The sequence below is a fragment of the Allobosea sp. GW821-FHT12C12 genome (assembly GCF_058807355.1).
This window is the reverse complement of the sequence record NZ_JBXAQP010000007.1, coordinates 144,407-168,665: the sequence shown is the minus strand read 5'-3', so window position 1 is coordinate 168,665 and position 24,259 is coordinate 144,407. Positions and strand designations below refer to the sequence as shown.

The 24,259-nt window shown below is 68.5% G+C and carries 26 protein-coding genes and 1 other RNA gene; 10 read left to right on the top strand and 17 right to left on the bottom strand.

Annotated features, from left to right (window positions below; genetic code table 11):
• Nucleotides 1-34: 34 nt before the first annotated feature.
• Entirely contained in the window at nucleotides 35-583 is a 549-nt protein-coding gene (locus AC1RRW_RS12410; RefSeq protein WP_492901073.1) for a DUF924 family protein, read from the top strand.
• Nucleotides 584-592: 9 nt separating this feature from the next.
• On the opposite strand, the gene AC1RRW_RS12405 is transcribed toward AC1RRW_RS12410, so the two are convergent.
• From AC1RRW_RS12405 to AC1RRW_RS12375, 7 genes are all read right to left on the bottom strand, one after another.
• Nucleotides 593-802, bottom strand: coding sequence for a hypothetical protein (locus AC1RRW_RS12405; RefSeq protein ID WP_492901072.1), 210 nt, complete (start codon nucleotides 800-802; stop codon nucleotides 593-595).
• Nucleotides 799-1,179 carry a type II toxin-antitoxin system PemK/MazF family toxin gene (locus tag AC1RRW_RS12400; protein WP_492901071.1) on the bottom strand — a complete coding sequence of 127 codons (381 nt, stop codon included), beginning with the start codon at nucleotides 1,177-1,179 and terminating at the stop codon, nucleotides 799-801. The genes AC1RRW_RS12405 and AC1RRW_RS12400 overlap by 4 nt, the downstream gene beginning before the upstream one ends.
• Before the next feature lie 101 nt (nucleotides 1,180-1,280).
• On the bottom strand, nucleotides 1,281-1,472 hold the full coding sequence (locus AC1RRW_RS12395) for an AbrB/MazE/SpoVT family DNA-binding domain-containing protein (protein WP_492901070.1): 192 nt from the start codon (nucleotides 1,470-1,472) through the stop codon (nucleotides 1,281-1,283).
• 56 nt (nucleotides 1,473-1,528) lie between these two features.
• On the bottom strand, nucleotides 1,529-2,068 hold the full coding sequence (gene ilvN, locus AC1RRW_RS12390; RefSeq protein ID WP_492901069.1) for an acetolactate synthase small subunit: 540 nt from the start codon (nucleotides 2,066-2,068) through the stop codon (nucleotides 1,529-1,531).
• The gene (locus AC1RRW_RS12385) at nucleotides 2,065-2,778 is read right to left on the bottom strand and encodes a glutathione S-transferase family protein (protein WP_492901068.1); all 714 of its coding nucleotides are present in this window, start codon (nucleotides 2,776-2,778) and stop codon (nucleotides 2,065-2,067) included. The genes ilvN and AC1RRW_RS12385 overlap by 4 nt, the downstream gene beginning before the upstream one ends.
• Nucleotides 2,775-3,485 carry an aspartate/glutamate racemase family protein gene (locus tag AC1RRW_RS12380; protein WP_492901067.1) on the bottom strand — a complete coding sequence of 237 codons (711 nt, stop codon included), beginning with the start codon at nucleotides 3,483-3,485 and terminating at the stop codon, nucleotides 2,775-2,777. The genes AC1RRW_RS12385 and AC1RRW_RS12380 overlap by 4 nt, the downstream gene beginning before the upstream one ends.
• A 117-nt stretch (nucleotides 3,486-3,602) precedes the next feature.
• On the bottom strand, nucleotides 3,603-5,366 hold the full coding sequence (locus AC1RRW_RS12375) for an acetolactate synthase 3 large subunit (protein WP_492901066.1): 1,764 nt from the start codon (nucleotides 5,364-5,366) through the stop codon (nucleotides 3,603-3,605).
• Between the two features lie 364 nt (nucleotides 5,367-5,730).
• Here AC1RRW_RS12375 and AC1RRW_RS12370 point away from each other — a divergent pair, with 364 nt between their 5' ends.
• Nucleotides 5,731-7,197 carry a GGDEF domain-containing protein gene (locus AC1RRW_RS12370; protein WP_492901065.1) on the top strand — a complete coding sequence of 489 codons (1,467 nt, stop codon included), beginning with the start codon at nucleotides 5,731-5,733 and terminating at the stop codon, nucleotides 7,195-7,197.
• On the opposite strand, the gene miaA is transcribed toward AC1RRW_RS12370, so the two are convergent.
• On the bottom strand, nucleotides 7,194-8,141 hold the full coding sequence (gene miaA / locus AC1RRW_RS12365) for a tRNA (adenosine(37)-N6)-dimethylallyltransferase MiaA (RefSeq protein ID WP_492901064.1): 948 nt from the start codon (nucleotides 8,139-8,141) through the stop codon (nucleotides 7,194-7,196). The two genes, AC1RRW_RS12370 and miaA, sit on opposite strands and share 4 nt — an antisense overlap.
• Between miaA and serB the strand changes: the two genes are divergently transcribed.
• Complete coding sequence (gene serB / locus AC1RRW_RS12360) at nucleotides 8,135-9,022, top strand: phosphoserine phosphatase SerB (protein WP_492901063.1); 888 nt, start codon at nucleotides 8,135-8,137, stop codon at nucleotides 9,020-9,022. The two genes, miaA and serB, sit on opposite strands and share 7 nt — an antisense overlap.
• Before the next feature lie 82 nt (nucleotides 9,023-9,104).
• Here the strand turns inward: serB and AC1RRW_RS12355 are convergent, their stop codons facing one another.
• The 7 genes from AC1RRW_RS12355 to AC1RRW_RS12325 all read right to left on the bottom strand — a co-directional run bounded on the left by AC1RRW_RS12355 (nucleotide 9,105) and on the right by AC1RRW_RS12325 (nucleotide 15,024).
• Nucleotides 9,105-10,634 carry a Do family serine endopeptidase gene (locus AC1RRW_RS12355; RefSeq protein ID WP_492901062.1) on the bottom strand — a complete coding sequence of 510 codons (1,530 nt, stop codon included), beginning with the start codon at nucleotides 10,632-10,634 and terminating at the stop codon, nucleotides 9,105-9,107.
• Nucleotides 10,635-10,762: 128 nt separating this feature from the next.
• Entirely contained in the window at nucleotides 10,763-10,951 is a 189-nt protein-coding gene (locus AC1RRW_RS12350; protein ID WP_492901061.1) for a DUF2065 domain-containing protein, read from the bottom strand.
• A gap of 20 nt (nucleotides 10,952-10,971) precedes the next feature.
• Nucleotides 10,972-11,892, bottom strand: coding sequence for a protease modulator HflC (gene hflC, locus AC1RRW_RS12345; protein WP_492901060.1), 921 nt, complete (start codon nucleotides 11,890-11,892; stop codon nucleotides 10,972-10,974).
• On the bottom strand, nucleotides 11,889-13,064 hold the full coding sequence (hflK, locus tag AC1RRW_RS12340) for an FtsH protease activity modulator HflK (protein ID WP_492901059.1): 1,176 nt from the start codon (nucleotides 13,062-13,064) through the stop codon (nucleotides 11,889-11,891). The genes hflC and hflK overlap by 4 nt, the downstream gene beginning before the upstream one ends.
• Nucleotides 13,065-13,209: 145 nt before the next feature.
• Nucleotides 13,210-13,731, bottom strand: a complete 522-nt coding sequence (locus AC1RRW_RS12335; protein ID WP_492901058.1) for a dihydrofolate reductase — start codon at nucleotides 13,729-13,731, stop codon at nucleotides 13,210-13,212.
• Nucleotides 13,732-13,735: 4 nt separating this feature from the next.
• Complete coding sequence (locus AC1RRW_RS12330) at nucleotides 13,736-14,233, bottom strand: GNAT family N-acetyltransferase (RefSeq protein WP_492901057.1); 498 nt, start codon at nucleotides 14,231-14,233, stop codon at nucleotides 13,736-13,738.
• Complete coding sequence (locus AC1RRW_RS12325) at nucleotides 14,230-15,024, bottom strand: thymidylate synthase (RefSeq protein WP_492901056.1); 795 nt, start codon at nucleotides 15,022-15,024, stop codon at nucleotides 14,230-14,232. Before AC1RRW_RS12325 ends, AC1RRW_RS12330 begins: the two co-directional genes overlap by 4 nt.
• Nucleotides 15,025-15,107: 83 nt before the next feature.
• On the opposite strand from AC1RRW_RS12325, the gene AC1RRW_RS12320 reads away from it, so the two are divergent.
• From AC1RRW_RS12320 to AC1RRW_RS12290, 7 genes are all read left to right on the top strand, one after another.
• The gene (locus tag AC1RRW_RS12320) at nucleotides 15,108-15,344 is read left to right on the top strand and encodes an EamA family transporter (protein ID WP_492901055.1); all 237 of its coding nucleotides are present in this window, start codon (nucleotides 15,108-15,110) and stop codon (nucleotides 15,342-15,344) included.
• Nucleotides 15,345-15,418: 74 nt separating this feature from the next.
• Nucleotides 15,419-15,721, top strand: a complete 303-nt coding sequence (locus tag AC1RRW_RS12315; protein WP_492901054.1) for a PepSY domain-containing protein — start codon at nucleotides 15,419-15,421, stop codon at nucleotides 15,719-15,721.
• A gap of 75 nt (nucleotides 15,722-15,796) precedes the next feature.
• Nucleotides 15,797-16,183: a transfer-messenger RNA gene (gene ssrA, locus AC1RRW_RS12310) on the top strand.
• Between the two features lie 78 nt (nucleotides 16,184-16,261).
• Nucleotides 16,262-16,894, top strand: coding sequence for an SspB family protein (locus tag AC1RRW_RS12305; protein WP_492901053.1), 633 nt, complete (start codon nucleotides 16,262-16,264; stop codon nucleotides 16,892-16,894).
• Nucleotides 16,895-16,920: 26 nt separating this feature from the next.
• On the top strand, nucleotides 16,921-18,315 hold the full coding sequence (gene fumC, locus AC1RRW_RS12300) for a class II fumarate hydratase (RefSeq protein ID WP_492901052.1): 1,395 nt from the start codon (nucleotides 16,921-16,923) through the stop codon (nucleotides 18,313-18,315).
• 14 nt (nucleotides 18,316-18,329) lie between these two features.
• A complete protein-coding gene (locus tag AC1RRW_RS12295; RefSeq protein WP_492901051.1) occupies nucleotides 18,330-18,515 on the top strand; it encodes a DUF4169 family protein in 186 nt (61 codons plus the stop codon).
• 10 nt (nucleotides 18,516-18,525) lie between these two features.
• Nucleotides 18,526-18,750: a ribbon-helix-helix domain-containing protein gene (locus AC1RRW_RS12290; RefSeq protein ID WP_492901050.1), complete on the top strand. Its 225-nt coding sequence runs from the start codon at nucleotides 18,526-18,528 to the stop codon at nucleotides 18,748-18,750.
• Nucleotides 18,751-18,867: 117 nt separating this feature from the next.
• Here the strand turns inward: AC1RRW_RS12290 and AC1RRW_RS12285 are convergent, their stop codons facing one another.
• Complete coding sequence (locus AC1RRW_RS12285; RefSeq protein WP_492901049.1) at nucleotides 18,868-22,530, bottom strand: AsmA family protein; 3,663 nt, start codon at nucleotides 22,528-22,530, stop codon at nucleotides 18,868-18,870.
• A 133-nt stretch (nucleotides 22,531-22,663) separates the two neighbouring features.
• Complete coding sequence (locus AC1RRW_RS12280; RefSeq protein WP_492901048.1) at nucleotides 22,664-24,103, bottom strand: FAD-binding oxidoreductase; 1,440 nt, start codon at nucleotides 24,101-24,103, stop codon at nucleotides 22,664-22,666.
• Between the last annotated feature and the right edge of the window lie 156 nt (nucleotides 24,104-24,259).

Here is a 24,259-nt window from a genome sequence, read left to right as displayed (position 1 = left end):
GGTTGTCCGCAACATTCGCGATGAAGGACCGTCGGTGCCCGAAACCGCTACGATCGAAGACATCCTCGCCTTCTGGCGCGAGGCCGGCCCCGAAAAGTGGTTCGCCAAGGACGCGGCCTTCGACGACGCCATCCGCGAGCGCTTTCTGCCGATGCACGAAGCCGCGGCCGCCGGCGCGCTTTCGGAATGGGAAGGCGCGCCCGAGGGCGTCTACGCGCTGCTGCTCCTGCTCGACCAGTTTCCGCGCAACCTTTTCCGCGGCAGCCCGCGCGCCTTCGCCACCGACGCATCGGCGCTGGTGATCGCCGAACGCGCCATCGCCAAGGGCTTCGACAGGGCATTCCAGCCGCCGGAAAGCCGCTTCTTCTACCTGCCCTTCATGCATGCGGAGGATTTGGCTGCCCAGGAACGCTGCATCGCGCTCTGCGACGCCTCGGACGATCGCGACGGCGTGAAATATGCCGTGCTCCACCGCGACATCATCCGCGATTTCGGCCGCTTCCCGCACCGTAATCCGGTGCTCGGCCGCGAGACCACGACGCAGGAGCAGGAGTTTCTCGACGAGGGCGGCTTCAGGGGCTGATCCCGGCCGTCAGCCGCCGGCCTGCTGGCTCGCCATGCGTTGCAGGAAGATCGCCGCGATCGTCAGGATGAAACCCGCCCACCAGATCGGCGAGCGCAGGCTCTTGCCGCTGCCGGGCGCTTCGGGCTCGGCGCGTCCGGACAGCCGTTGCAGGATCGGCCAGGCGAAGCAGCCGAACCCGAGGATGCCGAGTGCGAGCGCGAGTTGGTTGAGCGTCATGACAACTGTGATGAATCGGTAATGGGTATGATGGTCACGTATGCCGCAACACGGTGCTTGACGCGCAGCGTTACCGCCTCGGGCAGCCGCCCTATCAGGCGAAGCTTTCGCGCGTCACGATCGATCATGCGCGCCTGGTCAGTCAGCACGAAGCCGCGCACCACGCAACCCGCTGGAATCGCAACCTTCGTGGGCCAAGGCTGGGAATTCGCTGTGATCGGGCAGATCAGTATTCGTGACGAGATGCCGTGCAGCGAATCGTCAGACAAAACGATGACAGGTCGTCGGCCTTGCTCCGATCCGAGCACCGGGTCGAGATCGACCCAGTAGACTTCGCCGGGCTCAGGATGCCCGCTTGCGCGGGTTGTAGTCGTCATAGATCACCTCGGAGCCGACATCGGGCGCCAGTCGACATCGTCTCGCGGGGCGTTCTCAATGCCGCCAAGGCGCTCCGCCTCCTCTATCATCCACTCCAACGTCACAGGGTAGGGTTGGGTCGTCCCTGCAAGGGGCGTGCGTCATCATCCGCAGAGGCAACCGTCAGAAGGATCGCCTCCTCCCCAACCGAAACTTCCATCGTCATGCCCGGGTGAAGTTTGAGCTGCTTCACCACTGCTTTCGGCAACCGCACAGCCGTGCTGTTACCCCATTTCGCGACTTGCACCTTCATAACGCAAAGCTCTTTTCCGGATATCCTTACTACGATCGCTTGGATATCCAAAGAGTTCACATCGCCTCCGGTCCCCGGCTCATCGCGGCGATGCCGGTGCGGGAGACCTCCGTCAGCCCCACCACCGTCATCAGCTTGATGAAGCGCTCGATCTCGTCGGTCGAGCCGGTGAGCTCGAAGACGAAGGAAGTCAGCGAGGCGTCGAGCGTGCGCGCGCCGAACGCCGCCGCGAGCCGCATCGCCTCGACCCGGTGCTCGCCCTTGCCGACGACCTTGACCAGCGCCAGCTCGCGCTCCAGCGCCTCACCTTGAAGGGTAAGGTCGACGACGCGGTGCACCGGCACCAGCCGGTCGAGATGGGCCTTGATCTGGTCGATCACGTTTTCCGTGCCCGAGGTCACCACGGTGATGCGCGAGATGTGCTTCTCGTGCTCGGTCTCGGAGACCGTCAGGCTCTCGATATTGTAGCCGCGTCCCGAGAACAGTCCCGCGATGCGCGCCAGCACGCCCGGCTCGTTGTCGACCGTGACGGCAAGCGTGTGGCGGGCGATCGGCTGCGAGGTCGGGGCGGTCGGGTAATGCGAGGAGGTGTTCATGACAGGGCTCGGCTTCGGCTGAGATGAGGGCGGAAATCGGTCAGGACGGGTTCGGGCGCTTCGTCCTCGGCGATGATCCAGGGCTCGGCGAAAGCCGCCATGCGCCAGGACTGGAAGCCTCTCGTTGCTTGAACGGCCTCGGCATAGGCGGCGCAGACAGGGTCGAGCGCGATCGAGTAGGATACGAAGCGGCAGACCACCGGCGCGAACATCGCATCGGCCGCGCCGAACGCGCCGAACAGGAACGGACCGCCGGCGCCGAAGCGCTCCCTCGCGTCACGCCAGATCGTGCGGATGCGGGCGACATCGGCCGCGACCCTGGGCCCGCGATCCCTGGCCGGATGGATCCAGGCGAGGTTCATCGGGCAGGCCCCGCGCAGCGCCGCGAAACCCGCATGCATCTCGGCCGCGACCGAGCGCGCCATCGCCCGCGCCGCCGGATCGCGCGGCCAGATCGCGAGATCGGGATGCGTGTCGGCGACATGATCCATGATCGCCAGCGATTCCCAGACCTGGATCTCGCCATCCACGAGCGCCGGAACCTTGCCGCCGGGCGTGAAGACCGAAACGGCGCGTTTCCATTCCGGATCGTCGAACGCCCGTGCGAACGGGATCAGCACCTCCTCGAACGGGATGCCGAACTCGGTCAGCAGCAGCCAGGGCCGCAGCGACCAGGACGAGTGGTTCTTGTTGGCGATGACGAGTTTCATGGCGCTGCCTGCTCCGCATCGAGCGCGAAATCCAGCGCAGCCTCGACATGCAGCGCCGTCGTGTCGAACACCGGATGCACGGTATCGGCCTGCGAGATCAGCAGCCCGATCTCGGTGCAGCCCAGGATGACGCCGTCAGCGCCATGATTGGCGACGGCGTCCGCGATGATCGCAAGATAGCGCGCCTTGGAAGCGGGCCTGATCACGCCCCGGCACAACTCCTCGTAGATGATGCGATGCACCTCGGCGCGTTCGGCCTCGCCCGGAACGACCGCCTCGACGCCATGCGCGGCCAGCCTGTCGCGGTAGAACGCCTGCTCCATGGTAAAGCGAGTCGCCAGCAGCAGCGGCTTGCGCGCGGCGCTGGTTCTGATCGCGCGGGCGGTCACGTCGGCCAGATGGAGGAACGGCACGCGCACCGCGCCTGTGATGCTGTCGGCGATTTTATGCATGGTGTTGGTGCAGAGCACGATGCAGCCGGCGCCGGCCCGCTCCAGCCGGCGCGCGCTCTCGGCAAGCACATCGCCGGCGGCGTCCCAGTCGCCTTTCGCCTGCATCTCGGCGATCGGTGAAAAATCGAGCGAATGCAGCAGCACGTCGGCCGAGTGCAGCCCGCCGCGGCGGGCGCGCACGCCCTCGTTGAGCATGCGGTAATAGACCGCCGTCGATTCCCAGCTCATCCCGCCGATCAGGCCGATGGTCGTCATGTCATCCTCTTTGTCGGGCGCGGCCCGTCATTGCGAGAAGGCGCGGCCGACGAAGCAATCCAGAGGCCCCACGCACCCCCCCGGATTGCTTCGCCGCGCTCGCAATGACGGAAGACCTCAAACCAGTTGCTTGCCCCTGGCGTCGATGATGTCGCCGGTATCGCCCTCGAAATCGGGCAGGATCATCTCGTTATGGGCCTTGCCCGACGGGATCATCGGGAAGCAGTTCTCCTGCTTGGCGACGAGGCAGTCGAAGATCACCGGCTTTGGCGTCTCGATCATCTCCATGATCGCATCGTCTAGCTTGGCCGGATCCGAGCAGCGGATGCCGTGACCGCCATAGGCCTCCGCCAGCTTGACGAAGTCCGGCAGCGATTCCGAATAGCTTTCGGAATAGCGCCCGCCATGCAGCAGTTCCTGCCACTGCCGCACCATGCCCATGTACTCGTTGTTCAGGATGAAGATCTTGACCGGCAGCCGATACTGCACCGCCGTCGACATCTCCTGCATGTTCATCAGGATCGAGGCCTCGCCGGCGATGTCGATGACCAGCGCCTTGGGATGCCTCATCTGAACGCCGATGGCGGCCGGCAGGCCGTAGCCCATGGTGCCGAGGCCGCCGGAGGTCATCCAGCGATTGGGCTCCTGGAAATGGAAATACTGCGCCGCCCACATCTGGTGCTGGCCAACCTCGGTGGTGACATAGGTATTGCGACCCTTGGTCAGCTCGTAGAGCCGCTGGACGGCGTATTGCGGCTTGATGATGTCGGTCGCGTTCTTGTAGCCGAGGCTGTTCCTGCCGCGCCAGCCCTCGATCTGCGTCCACCAGGCGGTCAGCGCCGCCTTGTCGACCTGCGGACTCGTCTCGCGCCAGATCCGGACCATGTCCTCCAGCACGTGGGCGCAATCGCCGATGATGCCGATGTCGACCTTGACGTTCTTGTTGATCGAGGACGGGTCGATGTCGACATGGATCTTCCTCGAGTGCGGCGAGAAGGCGTCGAGCCTCCCCGTTATGCGGTCGTCGAAGCGCGCGCCGATGTTGATCATGACGTCGCAGTCATGCATCGCGAGGTTCGCCTCGTAGGTGCCGTGCATCCCCAGCATGCCGAGCCATTGCCTGTCGGCTGCCGGAAAAGCTCCCAATCCCATCAGCGTCGAGGTGACGGGGTAGCCGGTCAGCCGCGCCAGTTCGCGCAGCAGCGCCGAGGCGTGCGGACCCGAATTGATCACGCCCCCGCCGGTGTAGAACACGGGCTTGCGCGCCTTCGCCATCAGCTCGACCGCGGCCCTGATCTTGTTCAGGTCGCCCTTGACCGTCGGGCGGTAGGTCTTGTGCTGGTTGTCGCGCGGGCGGCTGTAGAGGCCCGTGGCGAACTGGATGTCCTTCGGGATGTCGACGACGACCGGACCCGGCCGGCCGTTGGCGGCGACGAAGAACGCCTCGTGCAGGATGCGCGGCAGGTCGGCGATGCTCTTCACCAGGTAGTTGTGCTTGGTGCAGGAGCGCGTGATGCCGACCGTGTCGCATTCCTGGAAGGCGTCGGAGCCGATCAGATGCGTCGGAACCTGGCCGGTGATGACGACGATCGGAATCGAATCGAGCAGCGCGTCGGTCAGGCCGGTGACGGCGTTGGTCGCGCCCGGCCCGGAGGTGACGAGGACGCAGCCGACCTTGCCGGCGCTGGAGCGTGCATACCCCTCGGCCGCGTGGACCGCGCCCTGCTCGTGGCGGACGAGGACGTGCTTGACCTTGTCCTGCTGGAACAGCGCGTCATAGATCGGCAGCACGGCGCCGCCGGGATAGCCGAACAGATGTTCGACGCCCTGGTCCTGAAGCGCGCGGACGACCATCTCGGCGCCGGTCATCATCTCGCTCATAACGGTCTCCTGCGCGGTTCGTTCGGTTGGATCGGTCGGGATCGGCGGAAAACGGGCAATAAAAAAGGCCCTGCGAGGGGCCTGGACGTGCGCTGGCGTCGGGGACGCGCGGCTCCTCTGCGGACCCGGCCCCTACCAGCGCACCCGTACGATAATAAGCTCGCGCATCGCGCCAGACGCCCTTTCCGAGATGTTGCGGGACGCTAGACGAGCATCGTGGTCCGGTCAAGAGCCGACAGACCTCGATGGCGGACCGGAAACAGTCCTGAAGCCTCCTTTGCGTCAGCCGCCGAAAACCGCGAGTCTAGGGAACACTTTTTCAAGACGGGCTGGATAGGATCACCTGTCTCGCCCGGGAGCGTCGATGTACCAGGAAGTGCATACCGAGAACATCACGGCGCGCGCGCATGCGCCGGAGATCGCAGGACTGCTCGGCCGGTTCGTGCGGCATGGACAGGGCTCGGAAGCGGGCGCGCCGCACGAGGCCTTTCTCGACGAGATTTTCGCAGGCTTCGGGCAGGATCTGATGATCGTCAGGCCGACCGGCGACGGCGACTACGCCTATGTCCATTACGGCCGCGAGATCATGCGCTATGTCGGCGACGACCAGCTCGGCGAGCGCATCTCGGGGATGTCGCCGCAGGTCGCCCGTTTCAGCATCGCGACCTTCGACCAGGCGCTGGCCGACGGAAAGCCGGCCTATACCGTCCATCGCTCGTTGAAGACGGTCAGGGTCTGCCTCTGGGAGCGGCTGCTGATGCCGACGACGGCGGCCAATGGCGAGCGTTTCCTCGTGGTCTTCAGCCGTCCGCTGCAATTCCGCGAGGAGTTGCTGATGACCGTTCTCGACACCTCGCCCTCGGGCATCGTCGCGCTGCACGCGATCCGCACCCAGGACGGCGACATCGAGCGCACCCTGATCATCACCGCCAATCGCCGGGCCTCGGCCATGGCAGGGCGGCCCGAGGAAAGCCTGCTCGACCGCGACGCGCGCGAGACCCTGCCCTTCCTGGCCGACGACTCGATCTGGCGGCGCTGTCTCTACGCCATCGAACTGCGCCGCCCCGACATGATCGAAACCTCGTTCATCCATGACGGCAAGCTGACCTGGCTGCAGCTCGCGCTCGCGCCGCTCGGCGACGGGCTGGTCATGACGATGACCGATATCACCGACCTGATGGTCGCCAACCAGACCCTGCAGAGCCGCGCCGCGACGTTGGCGCTCGAGATCGGCCGCGAGCGCGCCACCCGCCGGGCGCTCTCGCAGGAGATCGGTCAGCGCGAGGAGCGCGAGCAGGAACTGCGTCGCCTCGCCGAGACCGACCCGCTGACCGCGCTCCTGAACCGGCGCTCCTTCATCGAGAAGGCCAATGCCGCGATCGCCGACTGCGCCGCGGCCGGCGAGGACACCGCGCTGATCATCGTCGATCTCGACCATTTCAAGAGTGTCAACGACAGCCATGGCCATTCCGCCGGCGATGCCGTGATCCGCGCCTTCGCCGATCTGCTGCTTGGCATCGCGCGGCCGGGTCGCGACCTCGTCGGCCGCTTCGGCGGCGAGGAGTTCGCGGTCTTCATCCCCCGTGCCGGCACCGCGATGGCGCTGCGAACGGCGCGTCGTATCCAGGACGAACTGGCGCGGCGCAAGCTGCCTGTTTCGGAAACGCTGGCCCTGAAGGTCTCGGCCAGCCTCGGGGTCGCCGCCGGTCGGCGGGGCGAGGCGCTGACCGCCTTCATCGAGCGGGCGGATCGCGCCCTTTATCGCGCCAAGAACGAGGGCCGCGACCGCATCTGCCTCGCCGAGGCCGATGCCATCTTTGTCGCCGCCTAAGGCTCCAGCCCTGCCAGCGCGACGGCAAGCGCCGCCTCCGGCGCCACCGCCTGCCAGCCCGCCATCTGATGGCGAAACCAGGTGACCTGCCGCTTCGCATAGGTGCGCGTATCGGCCTGCCCGCGCGTCACGGCCTCCGCAAGGCTGAGCTTGCCATCGAGATGGGCGACCAGCCCCGGCACACCGTGCGCCCGCATCACCGGCAGCAGCGGATCGAGTTCGCGCTCGCGCAAGGCCGCCACCTCGTCGAGCGCGCCCCGCGCCATCATCGCCTCGAAACGCAGGTCGATGCGCGCCCGCACTTCCTCGCGCGCCGGCATCACGAACAGCCGCAGCAGCCGGCCTTCGGCAAGCGGGCCCGGCTCGCGCTGGCCCTGGAAACTGGCAAGCGAACGGCCCGTCGCCAGCACGATCTCCAGCGCCCGCATGATCCTGAGCCGGTCGCCCGGCCGCAGACGCTCCGCCATTTCCGGGTCGCGCTCCACAAGCTCGGCATGCAGCAAGCCGGTATCCCGACCCTCGACGCGAGCGCGAAACCCGGACCGCACATCGTCCGGAACCGGCGGCATCGGCGACAAGCCTTCGGTCAGCGCCTTGAAATAGAGCCCCGTGCCACCGACCAGCACGGGCAACGACCCGGTCCGTTCCAGTTCGCCCAGCAGCGGCGCGACGTCCTGCGCATAGCGCGCCGCCGAATGGTTCACCGCCCCGTCGACATGGCCGTAGAGACGATGCGGCGCGGCAGCCTCCTCGGCGGCATCCGGCCGCGCGCTGAGCACACGCAGATCGCGATAGACCTGCATCGAATCGGCGTTGATCACGGTTCCGCCGCAACGCCGCGCGATCGCGGTGGCCAGGGCGGACTTGCCGCTCGCGGTCGGACCTGCGATGAGCACCGCCCTGACGGCCCCTTCCCCGTTCTTCTGCTCAGGTTCCGATGACACGCGTCGCCACGCTGGTTTCCGCCCATGGTCAGGCCCTGCTGAGCGATGCCCTGCTCGCGAGCGTCGCGCAAGCCGCGCGGGCGACGCGCTCCCAGCGCCTCGACGGCGAGATCGCCGCAGACCTGTTCTGCGAAACCGCCGACGACCGCATGCTGGAAGCCGACATCCGTGCGGCGCTGGCGGACGCGGCCGTCGACATCATCGTCCAGCCGGCAGCGACCCGCCGCAAGGCGCTGTTCCTCGCCGACATGGATTCGACCATGATCGGGCAGGAATGCATCGACGAGCTCGCGGCCTGTGTCGGACTGAAGGACCTCGTCGCCGGCATCACCGAACGCGCCATGCGCGGCGAGATCGCCTTCGAGCCGGCCCTGCGCGAGCGCGTCTCGCTGCTGAAGGGCGTGAAGCTGGCCGTCGTCGACGAGATCATCCGCGAGCGCATCACCCTGACGCCAGGCGGCAAAGCGCTGGTGGCGACCATGCGCGCCCATGGCGGCTACACGGCCCTGGTCTCGGGCGGCTTCACCGTCTTCACCGGGCCGATCGGCGCGACGATCGGCTTCGACGAACATCGCTCCAACACGCTGTTGGCAAGGGATGGCGTCCTTACCGGCGAGGTCGCCGAGCCGATCCTCGGCAAGCAGGCCAAGCTCGATGCGCTGATCGAGCTGCGCTCCGAGCGCGGACTCGACCAGTCGATGACGCTCGCCATCGGCGACGGCGCCAACGACCTCGCCATGCTGGGAGAAGCCGGCCTCGGCGTCGCCTTCCGCGCCAAGCCGGCGGTGGCGGCAGCCGCCCATGCCCGGCTCGACCATGCCGATCTGACGGCGCTGCTTTATGCGCAGGGCTATCGCGGCGACGAGATTGCGAGAGGCTGACCTGCTCCACCGTCCGTGCGGCGACCAGAACGAAAACGGGCGGCCGCGAAGGGCCGCCCTGATTGCAACGGGATGAAGCGCCTCAGTTCATCGACACTGCGACGAAGCGGACCTCGCCCTGGGCGTTCGAGACCAGCAGCAGTGCAGACTTCTTGCCCTCCTTCTTCAGCGCGTCGAGGCGCTTGGTCACGTCCTCGGGGCTGTTCACCGCCTCCTGGCCGATCTCGACGATCAGTTCGCCGACGGAGATGCGCTTGTCGGCGGCGTTGGAGTTGGGATCGACCTTGGTGATGACGACGCCCTTGGCGCCGTCCTTGATCGAGTAGCGCTTCTTCAGATCCTCGGTCTGCGGCGAGAATTCGAGGCCGAGCGCGGTGGTGACGGCGGGCTTGGGCGGTTCGGCCGGCGTGCGGGCCGAGGCCGGCTGAACCTTCTCGCCATCCTCGAGGCGGCCGAGCTTGACCGTCTTGACCAGTTCCTTGCCCTTGCGCATCACGGTGACCGGCACGTCCTTGCCGACCGGCGTCGCCGCGACGATGCGCGGCAGGTCGCGCGAATCCTTGACCTCCTTGCCGTCGAACCTGACGACGACGTCGCCGATCTCGAGGCCGGCCGGCTTGCCGGGGCCCTTGTCGTCGATGCCTGCGACGAGCGCTCCGCGCGCCGTGCCCAGGCCGAGCGCCTCGGCGGTGGCGTCGTCGACGCTCTGGATGCGCACGCCGAGCCAGCCGCGCCGCGTCTCGCCGAACTCCTTGAGCTGGTCGATGATGTTGGTCGCGAGCGAGGACGGCACGGCGAAGCCGATGCCGACCGAGCCGCCGGTCGGCGACAGGATCGCGGTGTTGATGCCGATCACCTCACCCGCCATGTTGAACAGCGGCCCACCCGAATTGCCCTTGTTGATGGCGGCGTCGGTCTGGATATAGGTGTCGTAGGGACCCTGGCTGATGTCGCGGTTGCGGGCCGAGACGATGCCGGACGAGACCGAGCCGCCGAGCCCGAACGGATTGCCGATCGCCATGACGGGATCGCCGATCCGCATCGCGTCGGAATCGCCGAACTTCACCGCCGGCAGCGGCTTGTCGTGCTTCACCCGCAGCACGGCGAGATCGACCTTGGCGTCCTTGCCGACGACCTCGGCCTTGAGGCGCAGGCCGTTGCCGAAGATCACGGTGATCTCGTTGGCGTCGCCGATGACGTGGTTGTTTGTGACGACGATGCCCGAGGCGTCGATGACGAAGCCCGAGCCCGCCGATTGCGAGCGGCGCTGCTGCGGCGACTGGCGCTCGCCCTGCTGGCCCTGCCCCTGCTGGCCTTGGCCGCGCCGGTTGAAGAATTCCTCGAACAGGTCGCCGAATGGCGTGTCGGGGCCGAGTTGCGGCAGTTGCGGCAAGGTGCGGTTGCGCGTGTCGGCGGTGGTCACGGCCGAGATGTTCACGACCGCCGGCATCACCCGGTCGACGAGATCGGCGAGCGAAGCCTGCCCGGTCAGCAGCGGCGTGTTGGCCTGAACGGGAGCCAGCATGGGGGCCGCGCCCAGGGCGAGGGCTGCGACGCCGGCTGCGAGCGCGAACCGAACGGGCCGGGAGGCGGAAGCGGATTTCAGTGCCATCTCTGGTCCTCGCTGAAAGATCTGTCGAAGCCGCTGGAGCGCGGAACGCTGGCGGAGAGTGAACCTCAAAATGCGGCGGAAGGGCGACGCACGATCATGTCATCACGCAGCCGTCGGAGCACGGGGACTCAGCCGCTCCGCGCCAACCATACAAGAAACACGCCGAGCACGGCAGAGCCGATTCCGATCAGGCGCATCCGGTCGACAGGCGTTTCTGCGGCGCTGCGCAGCGCATCCTTGGCGAGATTGGGCACCGCCGCGAAGAGGATGCCCTCGATGGCGAAGACCAGCCCGAGCGCCGCGATGAAATCCAGCATGCGCGGCGCTCAGGCGTTCATCAGGGTTGCGCCGGAGCCGCCGCGCCCGCCGGCGACGTCGCCGGCCGCTGCGCGTTGGGCCCGTTGAAGAAGCGGAAGAACGGTGAATCCGGCGACAGCACCATTCGCGTATCGCCCGATTTGATGCTGGCCTCGTAGGCCTGCATCGAGCGGTAGAACGAGAAGAACTCCGGATCCTTGCCGAAGGCCTCGGCGAAGACGCGGTTGCGCTCGCCTTCGCCCTCGCCGCGGATCTCGTCGGAGCGGCGCTGCGCCTCGGCGACGATCACGGTCGAATCGCGTTCCGCCCGCGCCCGGATCTCCTGGGCCTGCTGGCCGCCGAGCGCGCGCGCTTCCGCCGCCTCGCGCTGGCGCTCGGTCTGCATGCGCTGGAACACGGCCTGCGAGTTGGCGGCCGGCAGATCGACCCGGCGCAGACGCACGTCGACCACCGTCATTCCGAAACGGGCCGCTTCGCGGTTCACGTCGTCGCGGATGCGGTTCATCAGCCGCGAGCGGTCGGTGCGGACCATCGCGGTGAAGCTCGCCTCGGCCAGCACGCTGCGGACATTGCCGTTGACGATCGAGGCGAGCTGCGAGTTGGCGCGGGGGATGTTGTTGACCGCCTGATAGAAGCGCAGCGGATCGGAGATGCGGTAGCGCGTGAACGCGTCGACCACGAGACGCTTCTGGTCCGAGGCGATGATTTCCTGGGCCGGCAGGTCGAGGTCGAGGATGCGGTTGTCGAGCAGGGTGACCTGCTCGAACGGCGCCGGCAGCTTGAAATACAGGCCGGGCTCGGTGACGACGCTGCGAACCGCGCCGAAGCGCAGGACGAGGGCGGACTGGGTCTGCTGCACCACGAAGGTCATGGCGTAGAAGACCACGGCCGCGATCGCGAGGACGGCGAGCAGGCCGATGCGGATGATCGAGCCGTTCATCGGATCGCTCCCCCCTGCTGCGCGCCCGGGGCCGGGCGGCGCTGTTGCTGGAGTTCGTTCAGGGGCAGATAAGGCACAACGCCCTGGCCGCCATTGCTGTTCTGGTCGAGGATGATCTTGTCGGTCCCCCCCATCACCCGTTCCATCGTCTCCAGGAAGAGACGCTCGCGGGTCACGGCCGGCGCGTTCTTGTATTGCGCATAGACGGCGTTGAATCGGCTGGCCTGGCCGAGCGCCTCGGCGACGGTCTGGTCCTTGTAGGCCTCTGCCCCCTGCACGAGCTGCGCGGCGCGGCCGCGCGCCTCAGGCACGACGCGGTTGGCGTAGGTCTGCGCCTCGTTGCGCAGGCGCTCCTGGTCGGCGCGGGCCGCCTGGACGTCGCGGAAGGCGTCGATCACCTGCTGCGGCGGATCGACCTTCTGAAGCTGGACGAGGCGGATCTGGACGCCGGCATTGTAGGTGTTGAGCGTGTCCTGCATGAGCTGGCGCACCTCGGCCTCGATCGCGGCGCGATCGGTCGTCAGCACGGGCTGGATGTTGCGCCGGCCGATGATCTCGCGCATCGCGCTTTCGGCCACGGCCTTCACGGTGCCCGGCGGATCCTGGATGTTGAAGACGTAGTTCTCGGGCTGGGCCGGATCGACCTGCCATTGCACGATCACGTCGATGTCGACGATGTTCTCGTCGCCGGTCAGCATCAGGCTCTCTTCCGTCACGTCGCTCTGGCGCGAGGCGCGCACGGATTCGACGGTGCGGAAGCCGACCTCGGTGGTGATGATGTTGGTGACCTGCGGCTTGATCACGCTGCCGATCGGATAGGGCCAGTTGTAGTTCAGGCCCTCGCCGGTCTTGCCGATGAACTTGCCGAAGCGGAGATTGAGGCCGACCTCGTTCGGGCGGACGATATACCAGCCGGTCAGGAGCCAGATCACGATCATGATCAGCGCGCCGAAGATCAGCCCGCGGCCGCCGAGGCTGCCGCCCGGCATCAGGTTCTTCAGCCGGTCCTGGCTGCGCCGGAGGATTTCTTCCAGATCGGGTGGAGAACCACCGCCACCGCCGCTGCCGCCGCCAGAGCCGCCGCCCCACGGGCCGCCGCCGCCACTTCCCCCGCGCTGGCCCCAGGGTCCACCCCCGTTGTTGCCACCGCCGCTCTGGTTGCTCCAAGGCATTACTTGCGCCGTCCCCTTATCTCTGACCTGCCGAGCCATAGGCGAAAGGCGGCCGTTTGTCAGCGCCCTTGCATGCGCGTGGCGCTGACTTGGGCATGGGCCACGGATTCGTCAACGGCGCAACCTCTTCATCGTCGAGGGGAACTCAGCCCGGAGCACGGCGGCGAAACGTCGCGAAGGTGAAGGGGTGATCGTCGTCGGCGCTGCGCGGATGGCTTTCGCGGGAGACGGTCTCGAACGCGGTCCTGTCCCATTCGGGAAACAGGGCATCGCCCGCCGGCTCGGCATGGACGAAGGTCAGCTCAAGCCGCTCGGCCAGCGGCAGCGCATGCGCATAGACCTCTGCGCCGCCGGCCACCACGACGGAATCGGCGCCGAGCTTCGCGCCGCGCCTCTGCCCGAGCGAGAGAGCGTCTTCCAGCGACGCCGCGACATGGACGCCCGCGACGGCAAAACCCGGATCGCGCGTCAGCACGACGGTCTCGCGACCCGGCAGCGGCTTGCCGATCGACAGGAAGGTCTTGCGGCCCATCAGGATGGGACGGCCGAGCGTCAGCCCGCGAAAATGCCGGAGATCGGTCTTCAGCCGCCAGATCAGCTTGTTGTCGTCGCCGATGACGCGGTTGTCGGCGATAGCGGCGACGATGACGATGGGCAGATCGGCCATGGCCTCAAGCGCCTCGCGCAGACGAATGCCACGCCAATCGCGTCAGCGCGTCACCATCGAGCCGCTTCACCGTCCATTCGTCCTGCGCCCTGGCGCCGAGCGAGCGGTAGAACGCGCGCGAGGGCTCGTTCCAGTTCAGCACCCACCAGGCGAGCCGCGTCAGCCCCTCGTCGAGGCAGCGCCGGGCGAGGCCGGCCATCAGCGCCTTGCCGATGCCACGTTCGCGCGCGGCCTCGCGCACGAACAGATCCTCCAGCCAGATGCCGTGACGGCCGGAGAAGGTCGAATAGGTGTAGAACCAGACCGCGAAACCGACCGGCTCGCGGTCCCATTCGGCGATGTCGCAGAAGACGCGCGGATGATCCGCGAACAGCGAAGCCGCGACCTCGGCCTCGGTCGCGACGACCGCGTCGGGAAGCCTCTCATAGACCGCGAGCTCGCGGATGAAGTCGAGGACGAGGCCGGGCTCGTCTGGCCGCGCGGGACGGATCGTCAGGCTCATACCGCGATCGGGGCTTTGATCGCGGCATGGGGCTCGTAGCCCTCGATCGTCACGTCGTCGAAGCAGAAATCCTCCAGCCGCTTCACGGCCGGGTTCAGCCTCAGCGTCGGCAGCGGGCGCGGCTCGCGGGATAGCTGCAGCCTCGCCTGGTCGAGATGGTTCACATAGAGATGCGTGTCGCCGAAGGAATGCACGAAATCGCCGACGCCAAGGCCCGTCACCTGCGCCACCATATGGGTCAGCAGCGCATAGCTCGCGACGTTGAAGGGCACGCCGAGGAAGACGTCGGCCGAGCGCTGGTAGAGCTGGCAGGACAGTTTTCCATCCGCCACGAAGAACTGGAACAGGCAGTGGCACGGGGCCAGCGCCATCTTCGGGATATCGGCCGGGTTCCAGGCCGAGACGATCAGCCGGCGCGAATCCGGATTGCGCCTGATCTCGTTCACGAGCCAGGCGATCTGGTCGATCGTGGAACCGTCGGGCGCCGGCCAGGAACGCCATTGCCGGCCATAGACCGGGCCGAGATCGCCATCCGCGTCGGCCCATTCGTCCCAGATCGTGACGCCGTTCTCCCGCAGGTAGCGCACATTGGTGTCGCCGCGCAGGAACCAGATCAGCTCGTGGATGATCGATTTCCGATGCAGCTTCTTGGTCGTGACCAGCGGGAAGCCCTCCCCGAGGTCGAAGCGCATCTGGTGGCCGAAGACGGCGAGCGTGCCCGTTCCCGTGCGGTCGTCCTTGCGGACGCCGTCGGTCAGCACGCGTTGGAGCAGGTCGTGATACTGGCGCATAGCGTTAGCTTCTAGCGGGATTCGAGGCTGCGGCCCAGCCGGTCGGCTTCAGCGAAGCGACGGCAGCCTTCGGCGACCCGCCGTTGCTCGCCGCCGCCTTCGGCGTCGAGCTGTTCTCGTCGGTCATTCCTTATGTCTGCGACCAACTGGCGATGGCGCGGCTGCCGCGCGCGACCTTCGCCTTGATGCTCTGCCTGCTGCCGGTCGTCGCGGCGGTGGTCGGCGCGCTGGTGCTGCGGCAATGGCCTGGCCCGGTCGAGATGCTCGGCATCGCGCTGCTCGGCGCGGGCGTCGCCATCCACCGTCCCGCGCCAGTCTGATGGCCACCCGACGCCTGGAACAAAGCCGGCGCGGCGCTGTTGGCTTCATCAGGCGCTGCTCGAGGAGATCCGTCATGTCAATTCGCACCATCGGCCCGGTTCTGGCGTTCGCGGCGCTGCTGGCGCTCGGCGTCCAGGCCGCGGCGCAGGCCCCGATCCAGCCGCGCGAGCCCGCGATCTCGATGGACGAGGCGCGCCGCATCGCCGCCGAGAACGGCGTGGTTCGCGTCCAGAAGATCCGACTCGACGACGGCAAATGGGAGATCGAGGGCCAGGATGCGGCCGGCGCGAAGATCGAGGTCGACCTGAAGGCCAGCGACGGCGCCGTGATCAAGATGGAGCGCGACCGCCCGGCCTCGGCCGCCATTCGTCCCTGATCGACCGGCATCGCGCGGCCTGAACGGACCCCGCGAACCAGCCCCATGAAATTGAGCCGGAGAAAGGGAAAACCGTCCCTTTCCCCCGACGCGCACAGCCCCTATATTGACCGTGCCGTTCGCAAGATCGGCTATGGCGATAAACGAGCGTCGAAATAAGCCTTTCGGACCCGGGGGCGGTACCCGGCGCCTCCACCAAAGCCCTGCGGCGCGAGCTTTGGGGCATCCTGCCTCCTTTGGGCAGCAGGGCTTTGGCGGGGGCGAAATAGGATCGACGAGGGTGTAAAGGTCGTTCTTTTGCTCGGTATGGTTCCGCCGTTACAGGGCTAACGCATAGTTGCCAACGACAACGATGCTCGGGTTGCCGTCGCCGCGTAAGCGGTGCTGGTTCCCAAACCTAAGTCCTTCCGTTTAGCGACGTAAGGCGGGGCCCGGAGGCGCCTGGCAACAGAAGCCTCCACTTTTTTGAGCCCGGTTTTCGGCATCGGGACATGAAGTCCTGCCGGAGCCTTGGGCGGGTGAAACGGAACGCAAGGCTCTATGGCACAGGATATTCTTCGCTACGATCTCATGGTGCAGGACGCGCTGAAGGGGGTCGTGCGCAAGATTCTGACCGAGGCCGGGCGCGACGGATTGCCGGGCGAGCACCATTTCTACATCACCTTCCGGACGACCGCGCCCGGCGTGCGCGTCTCGCAGCGGCTGCGCGAAAAGCACCCCGACGAGATGACGATCGTCCTGCAGCACCAGTTCTGGGATCTGAACGTCAGCGAGCACGCCTTCGAGGTCGGCCTGTCCTTTTCCGGCGTGCCCGAGCGGCTGCTGATCCCGTTCGACGCGGTGACAACCTTCTTCGATCCGTCGGTCCAGTTCGGCCTGAAGTTCGAAACGCAGGAAGCAGCCGAGGCGGCGGCGCCCACTGACAAGGACGCGACGCACAACAGGACGCCGCGCGGCGCGGGCTCCGAGCCGGCGATCGCTCCGGCCGCCCTGCCGGCCAGGCTTCCGGCCAAGACCAACCCTGCGCCAGTGCCGGCGATCTCGGCGAAGAACCCGGACCGCACGGTCGAGGCGGCCCCGAGGAAGGGGCCGCACAAGAGCGACGACGACGCGGCCGAGGATGGCGGCAGCGCCCAGGTCGTCAGCCTCGATTCCTTCCGCAAGAAGACCTGAACGCAGAAACCCGAGCGGCCTGGCCCATGACGACGACGCGCACCGAAACCGATTCCTTCGGGCCGATCGACGTGCCCGCCGACCGCTACTGGGGCGCGCAGACGCAGCGTTCGCTCGAGAACTTCAGGATCGGCGGCGAGGCGGAGCGGATGCCGCTGCCGCTGATCCATGCGCTCGTGCTGGTCAAGAAGGCCGCCGCCCATGTCAACGCGCGCCTCGGGCTGATCGACCAGCGTGTCGCCGGCGCGATCGGCAGCGCGGCAGACGAGGCGCTCGCCGGCAGGTTCGACGGCCATTTCCCGCTCGTGATCTGGCAGACGGGCTCGGGCACCCAGACCAACATGAACGTCAACGAGGTGCTGGCGAACCGCGCCAATGAGCGCCTCGGCGCGGGCCTCGGCGCCAAGAGCCCGGTCCATCCCAACGACCACGTCAATCGCGGCCAGTCCTCGAACGACTGCTTTCCGACCGCGATGCACATCGCGGCCGTGCTGGAACTCTCGCAGAAGCTGCTGCCGTCGCTGCGCGCGCTGGAGCAGGCGTTCTCCAGAAAGGCCGAGAGCTTCAGGCATCTGATCAAGATCGGCCGCACCCATCTCCAGGATGCGACGCCGGTGACGCTCGGCCAGGAATTCTCGGGCTACGCAGCGCAGACCCGGCTTGGCATCGTGCGCATCGAGGCCTCGCTCGACGGGCTTCATGCGCTGGCGCAGGGCGGCACCGCCGTCGGGACCGGGCTCAACACCCATCCCCGATTCTCCGCGATGTTCGCCAAGGAACTGACCTCGCTGACCGGCCGGCCCTTCCGCCCGGCCGGAAACCTGTTCGAGGCCTTGGCGAGCCATGGCGCGCTTGCCGGCAGCCATGGCGCGCTCGCCGCGCTGGCCTCCGACCTGTTCAAGATCGCCAGCGACATCCGGCTGATGGGGTCGGGCCCGCGGTCGGGGCTGGGCGAGATCAGCCTGCCGGAGAACGAGCCGGGCTCCTCGATCATGCCCGGCAAGGTCAACCCGACCCAGGCCGAGGCGCTGACCATGGTCGCGACGCAGGTCCACGGCAACCAGGCGACGATCGGCTTCGCCGCGAGCCAGGGCCATTTCGAGCTGAACGTCTTCAAGCCGGTGATCGCGGCGGCCTTCCTGCGCTCGGTCCGGCTTCTGACCGACGCCGCCGAGAGCTTCCGCGTCCATTGCGTCGAGGGGATCGTCGCCAATGAGGAGCGGCTCACCGACCTGCTCTCCCGCTCGCTGATGCTGGTCACGGCGCTGGCGCCCGCCATCGGCTACGACCGGGCGGCGGCCATCGCCAAGGCGGCGCATCACAACGGCACGACGCTGCGCGAGGAGGCCCTGTCGGCCGGCGTCGACGCCGATCTCTTCGACAACACTGTGAAGCCCGAGCGGATGCTGGGAGCCGGCTGAGCCAGGAGCGAAGGATGACCGAGATCGTCAATCTGCGCCGCGCCCGCAAGCAGCGCGCCAGGCAGGACGCCGAGGCGCAGGCGCAGCAGAACCGCATCGCCTTCGGCCGGACCAAGGCCGAACGGCAACTCGCCGAAGCCGAACGCGACAAGGCGGCGCGCGATCTCGACGGTCACCGGCTGAAGCCGGAATCCCCATGAGCATCGACGCATGAGCACGGAGCGCAAGCGCTCTCTGGTGATCGCCGGCCACAGCACCAGCGTCTCGCTGGAAGAGCCGTTCTGGGAGGCCTTGCGCGAGATCGCCGCCGGCGAAGGACGCCCGGTCGCGGCGCTGGTCGGCGAGGTCGACCAGCGCCGCGGCGCGGTCAATCTGTCCGCGGCGCTCCGGCTTCACGCTCTGGCGCATTATCGCGGGCTCGCCGGGCAAGGCTGAGCCGCGTCAGCACGAACGTCCTCTGTTTCCAGCAGGTTGGACAGCAATATTGAATCAGGCCGACAGCGGCTTGAATCGGCGCCGCAGGATCCTGAATCGCGGTCTCGGCGCGTTGAATCAGTTTGGCTGCGTCGTCCGCGAAAGCGGTCGCGGCACGGGCTGGATCTCGAGCGGCGGCGGCAGGGGCTGCAGCACGGCGCCGGGCTGGGAGGGCTGCGCCGGCGCATTGGTGAAGGGCTCGCGCGGCGCGCCGGGCAATATGATCGGGCCAGGCTGATCGACGGGTGCGGAGGCTCGGGCCGCGCGGGCGCGCTCCTCGGTTTCGGCCCGCTCGATCCTGCGGCGGATTTCGGCTTCCTGCCGCGCCTCCTCGACCCGCCTGGCCTCCTCGGCCCGCCTGTCCTCAGCCTGCCTGCGCGCCTCCTCCGCGCGCCTGGCTTCCTCGGCCCGCTTCTCCTCGACCAGCCGGCGCGCCTCCTCGACCCGCCTCTGCTCTTCCGCGCGCTTCTCCTCGGCGATCCGCCGCTCCTCCTCGGCCTTGAGGAATTCGGCGAGCCTGCGTTCGTTCTCGCGCGTCTCCCGCTCGGCCCGCAGGCGCCGGGAATGGGCCGCCCGCTCGCGCGCATCGGCCTCGAATGCCTCGACCCGCTCGATCTCGCGCGCCAGCGCACGGGCCGCAACCGCGTTGGAAAGCGCGCCGACATCGGTCTCGCGCCTGAGCGTCGAGAGCGGCCCGCGCCAGGCCACGCCGAGTTGAGGCGCATCGCCCGGCCAGCCCTTGGGCAGCGGGCCCAGCGGCCGCAGGGCGAGCCGCAGATCCGCGCTCGCCGCCCGCAGATCGACGATGCCGCTCGCTTCGGCGCGCAGGCCGGCGCGCTCGAACGAAAACGGCTGCAGCCGCATCAGACCACCGGCCAGTGTGAAGGGCACGCTGACGTCGCCGAGCGACCAGGCGGCGCGGTCGAGCGCCTCGCCGAGCCGTCCTTGCAAACGAGCGGTTTCGCTTTCGGAGGCATCCTCGCCAGTGGCGGCGATGACCCGGTCGTAGGCCGCCGGATCGAACCGGCTCAGGCTCGCGCCCGTCAGGGTCACGCCGCCTGCTCCACCGAGCCCCGCCACAAGCCGCGCCGGGCTCTCGCCCGAGCCGCCGGCCTCGACGCGGCCGGACAGGCGCCCGGTCAGCGCACCTCCGGTCAGGCCCGCGAGATCGACCTGCGCAAGGTCGAGCTGCCCCGAAAGCTGGGCAAGCCCGCCCTCGCGCCGCAGGCCGAGCCGACCCGCGACGCTGCCGCCGCCATAGGCCCCGCTCAGCCCCTCGATCCTGATGCCGTCGGCGTCCGCCGCCAGCGTGAAACGCGCATCGCGCAGCGGCGCCCCATCCGACGCGACGAGAGCGGCCGTCTCGATCGCGAGCGAAAGCCCCTGATTGCCGAGCGGGACCGGCGCGCCGAAGCGCGCCGTCGACCAGACCGCCCCGGCTGGAGCAGGCGCCGCCCCGAGCGCGCCCGCGATCAGTCCGCGCAGATCGAGCTGTGGCAGGGCCAGACGCCCGGATATCGCGCCTTCGCGCGGCAGCATGAGTGCGCCCTGCGCCGTCGTCGCGCCGAGATTGGCGACGAGATCGTCGAGCGAGATCGCATCGGGTGCGAAGCCGATCCGGGCATGGGCGTCGAAAAGCCCGTCCGGCAGGAACCGCGCCGGGCCTTCGGGCAGGATCTGGCCCGGCCCCTCCGCCTGCACGATCAATCGCGAGGCGGCAGCCTGCCCGGCCTCGATCGCCAGCGAAAGGCCGGGCCCGGCCAGGCTCGCGGTCAGGCGGTCCTGTTCGCGCGACAGCGTCAGCAGCCCCTGTCCGCCGCGCTGTGGGACTGGCAGTCCAAGCGCCGCGAAGACCTGCCGGCGGTCGGCCAGGTCGAATCTGAGCGAGCCGCCACGCCATTGCCCGGCGGGATCGAGCCGGCCGTCGAGCACGAGCCGCCCGGCCTGAGCCGCGCCGTCGACGACGAGGCCGGTTTCGCCGCCCGTCGCCCGCGTCAGCCGGAAGCGCGCATCGAGCCGCGACAACCCGTCGCTGGTTCGCGCCAGGGCCTGCCGCGCGGTATCCGGCAGCAACGGCCCGGCGAGCGCGGCCAAGGCCTCGAAACGTGGCGCGCGGATGCGGCCGGCGATTTCGCCGCCCTCGCTCAGAAGCGCGCCGGCGCCGGAGACGGACACGCCGCCGAAGCCTTCGATCGCCAGCCGGTCCAGCCGCCAGTTCGCACCTTCGCGCAGGACGACGAGGCTGGCGCTGCCTGGCGGCGCGCCGCGGAAGCGCGCATTGGTCAGGGCGAGGTCGAGGGAGAGGTCGCGTGCGCCGGCCAGGCCTGCGAAACTCTCGCCCGGCGGCAGCGTGTTGAGGTCGAGTCCCTGCACGGCGAGCCTGGCAGAGACCCGATCGGGCAGGATGTCGCCGGAGCCTTCGAGCCTGATCCCGGACGAGCCGGTGACCAGCAGGCGCTCGATCCCGAGCCGGCTGCCGTCGAAGGCCCCGACCGCGTCGGCATCGATCCGTCCCAGCCCGGCGACCGGATCGACCAGCGCCGGATCGAGGCCTGCGCGGGCCAACACCAATGCGACGCGGCGCGAATCCTCGGCCTTGAGGCTGAGACGGCCGGCCGCGCCGCCGGCATCGAGCGCACCGCTCGCGCCGATCAGCGCGCCGGCGATCCTGACCGAAGCCGAGGCTTCGCTCAGGCCGTTGGCGTCGAGCCGCCCGCGCAGACCGAAGGCGGAGAAATCCTCGCCGCGCCAGACGAGCTGTTCGAGATCGAGCCCGAGATCGATCGGACCCGGCAGGTTGAGCAGCGCCCGCACCGCGCCGGGCCGCTCGGCCAGCGCGACGCCGAGCGCGTCGCCGTCGAGCCGGCGCGCCCGCAGCGCCAGCGAGCCGGCATTGCGCCCGGGAAGATACTGGCCCTCGCCTTCGAGCCGCCCCGCGCCGCCGGCGATGTCGAGCACGAGCCCCGAAAGATCGAGCTGGCGCGGCCCGCCGCTGACCTTTCCGGACAAGGCGAGCGCCCCGCCCGGCGACATCGAGAACGCGCCTTCGAGCCCAAGCCCGAGGCCGTCCGTCGTCACCGGGAGCAGAAACGCGCCGTCGAAGCCGATCTGCGTCTCCTCGCCGGTCAGCGTCGCCTTGGCGCGCAGGCGGCCGTCGCTCTCCAGCGCTCCGGTCGAGACGCGCAGGGAGGCGCCGTCGACCTCGCCCTCGACGCGCCAGGGGCCGGTCAGCCCGACCGCCGACATTTCGGCGGAAACCGGAGCCAGCGTCACCGCCGCCTTGCCGGGTTCGCGCCAGATCAGCGCCGAACGGCGCAGGCTCAGACGATCGAGGCTGGTCTGCGCCGGCAGGCCTGTTCCGATACGCGCCGGCAGGCGGACGCCGCCCGCCTCGTCGAGCACGAGCGACACAGTCGCGCCGTCGGCCCGCACGTCCGACAGCCTGATGTCGCCGCGCGCCAGCGGACCCAGCGCAAGCTCGGCTTCGAGCTTCTCGACGGAGACCGAGCTCGTCGCATCGCCCGCGGCGCCGATACGGACGTCGGCCAAGGTCAGCCGCGGCGAGGGCAGCAGCCTGAGTCCGATGCCGCCCGCGACCGTCGTCTGGACGCCGAGCGCCGTGCCCAGCCGCGCCTCGATCTGCGGCCGGTAGTCCCGCCAGTCGACGAAGCCCGGACCGATCAGGGCGGCGAGCAGCGTCAGCACCATCAGGCCGGCAAGGACTGTCAGGGTCTCACGCACCGGAGGGCCACATCCTCTGTTCCGTCGCGCCGTGCTTATCACGGCGCGGTCGAGCGGACAGGATTATGTCGGCAAGTCGCGGCGACATCACGACATTTCGACCCGTGCGCGCGGGCGGGACGGCGTCAGGTCGTCACAGGGCGACGATCTTGCCCGGATTGAGGATGTTCTGCGGGTCGAGCGCGCGCTTCAGCGTGCGCATCACGGCCAGCGCCTCGGCGCCGTGCTCCTGCTCGAGATATTTCATCTTCTTCTGGCCGACGCCGTGCTCGCCGGTGCAGGTGCCGCCCATCGCGAGCGCCCGCTTCACCAGCCGGTCGACGAAGGCCTGGGCGCGCCCGACCTCGTCGGGATCGGCGAGATCGACCAGCGGCTGGGTGTGGAAATTGCCGTCGCCGACATGGCCGGCGATCGGAGCGATCAGCCCGCTCGCCTCGATGTCGCGCTTGGTCTCCTCGACGCATTCGGCGAGCCGCGAGATCGGCACGCAGACATCGGTCGCGACCGATTCCGCGCCGGGCCTGAGCGCGCGCGCCGCCCAGTAGACGTCGTGCCGCGCCTGCCAGAGGCGCGAGCGGTCCTCCGCCTTGGTCGCCCAGTCGAAAGCGCCGCCGCCGCAATCGCGCGCGATCTCGCCGAAGCGCTCGGCCTGCTCCTTCACGCCGGCGTCCGAGCCGTGGAACTCGACGAACAGCATGGTCGTCTCGGGCAGGCCGAGCTTGGAATACTGGTTGACGCCACGGATCATCACGTCGTCGAGCAGCTCGATGCGGGCCACCGGCAGCCCGGTCTGGATGGTCAGGATGGTCGCGTCGCAAGCCGCCTTCACCGAGGGGAACGGGCAGACCCCGGCCGAGATCGCCTCGGGTATGCCGTGCAGCTTCAGCGTGATCTCGGTGATGACGCCGAGCGTTCCCTCCGAGCCGACGAGCAGCCGGGTCAGGTCGTAGCCGGCCGAGGTCTTGCGCGCCCGCGTCGAGGTCCGGACGATCGCGCCGTCCGCCATCACCGCCGTGAGGGCCAGCACATTGTCCTTCATCGTGCCGTAGCGCACGGCGTTGGTGCCGGAGGCCCGCGTCGCCGTCATGCCGCCGATCGAGGCGTCGGCGCCGGGGTCGATCGGGAACATCAGACCCTGGTCGCGCAGATGCTCGTTCAGCTCCTTGCGGGTGAGGCCGGGCTGGACGACGCAGTCGAGGTCCTCGGCATTGACGGCGACGATCCGCTTCATCTGCGCCATGTCGATGCAGACGCCGCCATAGGGCGCGTTGACATGGCCCTCCAGCGAGGTGCCGGCGCCGAAGGCGATGACCGGCACGCCATGCTCGGCGCAAAGGCCGACGATCTCGGCGACCTCTTCCGTCGAATCGGGAAAGACGACGGCGTCCGGCGGCTGATTCGGGATCCAGGTCAGGGTGTGGCCATGCTGCCGGCGCACCGCGAGGCTGGTGACGAGCCGGTTGCCGAACCGCGCCGCGAGCGCGCGCGTCAGCGCCTGGATGGCCTCTGGCCGAGGGGGAAGCGATGCGGGCGGTGCAGGGGTCCGTTGCGGTGCGGCGGCGGCCAGGCTCATTGTCATAATCCGATTTTGAATCTTTACTATGCCGGTCTTCATAGCAGACGCGCCGCTTTTGACGACACGGGCAAACGCGCATGCGTGTTTCGCGCGACGCCGGTCCGGAGCGGCGTCTCCTGTAGCGACGACGAGCCGACCCGGAGCTGCGTGACC

Excerpts from the sequence above, each read along its gene's own strand:
- AC1RRW_RS12400 (WP_492901071.1), bottom strand. The coding sequence starts at position 1,179 with ATGACGACTACAACCCGCGCAAGCGGGCATCCTGAGCCCGGCGAAGTC.
- AC1RRW_RS12315 (WP_492901054.1), top strand. The coding sequence starts at position 15,419 with ATGTCAATTCGCACCATCGGCCCGGTTCTGGCGTTCGCGGCGCTGCTG.
- AC1RRW_RS12405 (WP_492901072.1), bottom strand. The coding sequence starts at position 802 with ATGACGCTCAACCAACTCGCGCTCGCACTCGGCATCCTCGGGTTCGGC.
- hflC (WP_492901060.1), bottom strand. The coding sequence starts at position 11,892 with ATGAACGGCTCGATCATCCGCATCGGCCTGCTCGCCGTCCTCGCGATC.
- AC1RRW_RS12295 (WP_492901051.1), top strand. The coding sequence starts at position 18,330 with ATGACCGAGATCGTCAATCTGCGCCGCGCCCGCAAGCAGCGCGCCAGG.
- AC1RRW_RS12280 (WP_492901048.1), bottom strand. The coding sequence starts at position 24,103 with ATGAGCCTGGCCGCCGCCGCACCGCAACGGACCCCTGCACCGCCCGCA.
- AC1RRW_RS12335 (WP_492901058.1), bottom strand. The coding sequence starts at position 13,731 with ATGGCCGATCTGCCCATCGTCATCGTCGCCGCTATCGCCGACAACCGC.
- AC1RRW_RS12370 (WP_492901065.1), top strand. The coding sequence starts at position 5,731 with ATGTACCAGGAAGTGCATACCGAGAACATCACGGCGCGCGCGCATGCG.
- AC1RRW_RS12325 (WP_492901056.1), bottom strand. The coding sequence starts at position 15,024 with ATGCGCCAGTATCACGACCTGCTCCAACGCGTGCTGACCGACGGCGTC.
- AC1RRW_RS12330 (WP_492901057.1), bottom strand. The coding sequence starts at position 14,233 with ATGAGCCTGACGATCCGTCCCGCGCGGCCAGACGAGCCCGGCCTCGTC.
- AC1RRW_RS12305 (WP_492901053.1), top strand. The coding sequence starts at position 16,262 with ATGGCACAGGATATTCTTCGCTACGATCTCATGGTGCAGGACGCGCTG.
- AC1RRW_RS12385 (WP_492901068.1), bottom strand. The coding sequence starts at position 2,778 with ATGAAACTCGTCATCGCCAACAAGAACCACTCGTCCTGGTCGCTGCGG.
- AC1RRW_RS12290 (WP_492901050.1), top strand. The coding sequence starts at position 18,526 with ATGAGCACGGAGCGCAAGCGCTCTCTGGTGATCGCCGGCCACAGCACC.
- AC1RRW_RS12355 (WP_492901062.1), bottom strand. The coding sequence starts at position 10,634 with ATGGCACTGAAATCCGCTTCCGCCTCCCGGCCCGTTCGGTTCGCGCTC.
- ilvN (WP_492901069.1), bottom strand. The coding sequence starts at position 2,068 with ATGAACACCTCCTCGCATTACCCGACCGCCCCGACCTCGCAGCCGATC.
- AC1RRW_RS12350 (WP_492901061.1), bottom strand. The coding sequence starts at position 10,951 with ATGCTGGATTTCATCGCGGCGCTCGGGCTGGTCTTCGCCATCGAGGGC.
- AC1RRW_RS12380 (WP_492901067.1), bottom strand. The coding sequence starts at position 3,485 with ATGACGACCATCGGCCTGATCGGCGGGATGAGCTGGGAATCGACGGCG.
- AC1RRW_RS12395 (WP_492901070.1), bottom strand. The coding sequence starts at position 1,472 with ATGAAGGTGCAAGTCGCGAAATGGGGTAACAGCACGGCTGTGCGGTTG.
- fumC (WP_492901052.1), top strand. The coding sequence starts at position 16,921 with ATGACGACGACGCGCACCGAAACCGATTCCTTCGGGCCGATCGACGTG.
- hflK (WP_492901059.1), bottom strand. The coding sequence starts at position 13,064 with ATGCCTTGGAGCAACCAGAGCGGCGGTGGCAACAACGGGGGTGGACCC.
- AC1RRW_RS12375 (WP_492901066.1), bottom strand. The coding sequence starts at position 5,366 with ATGAGCGAGATGATGACCGGCGCCGAGATGGTCGTCCGCGCGCTTCAG.
- serB (WP_492901063.1), top strand. The coding sequence starts at position 8,135 with ATGACACGCGTCGCCACGCTGGTTTCCGCCCATGGTCAGGCCCTGCTG.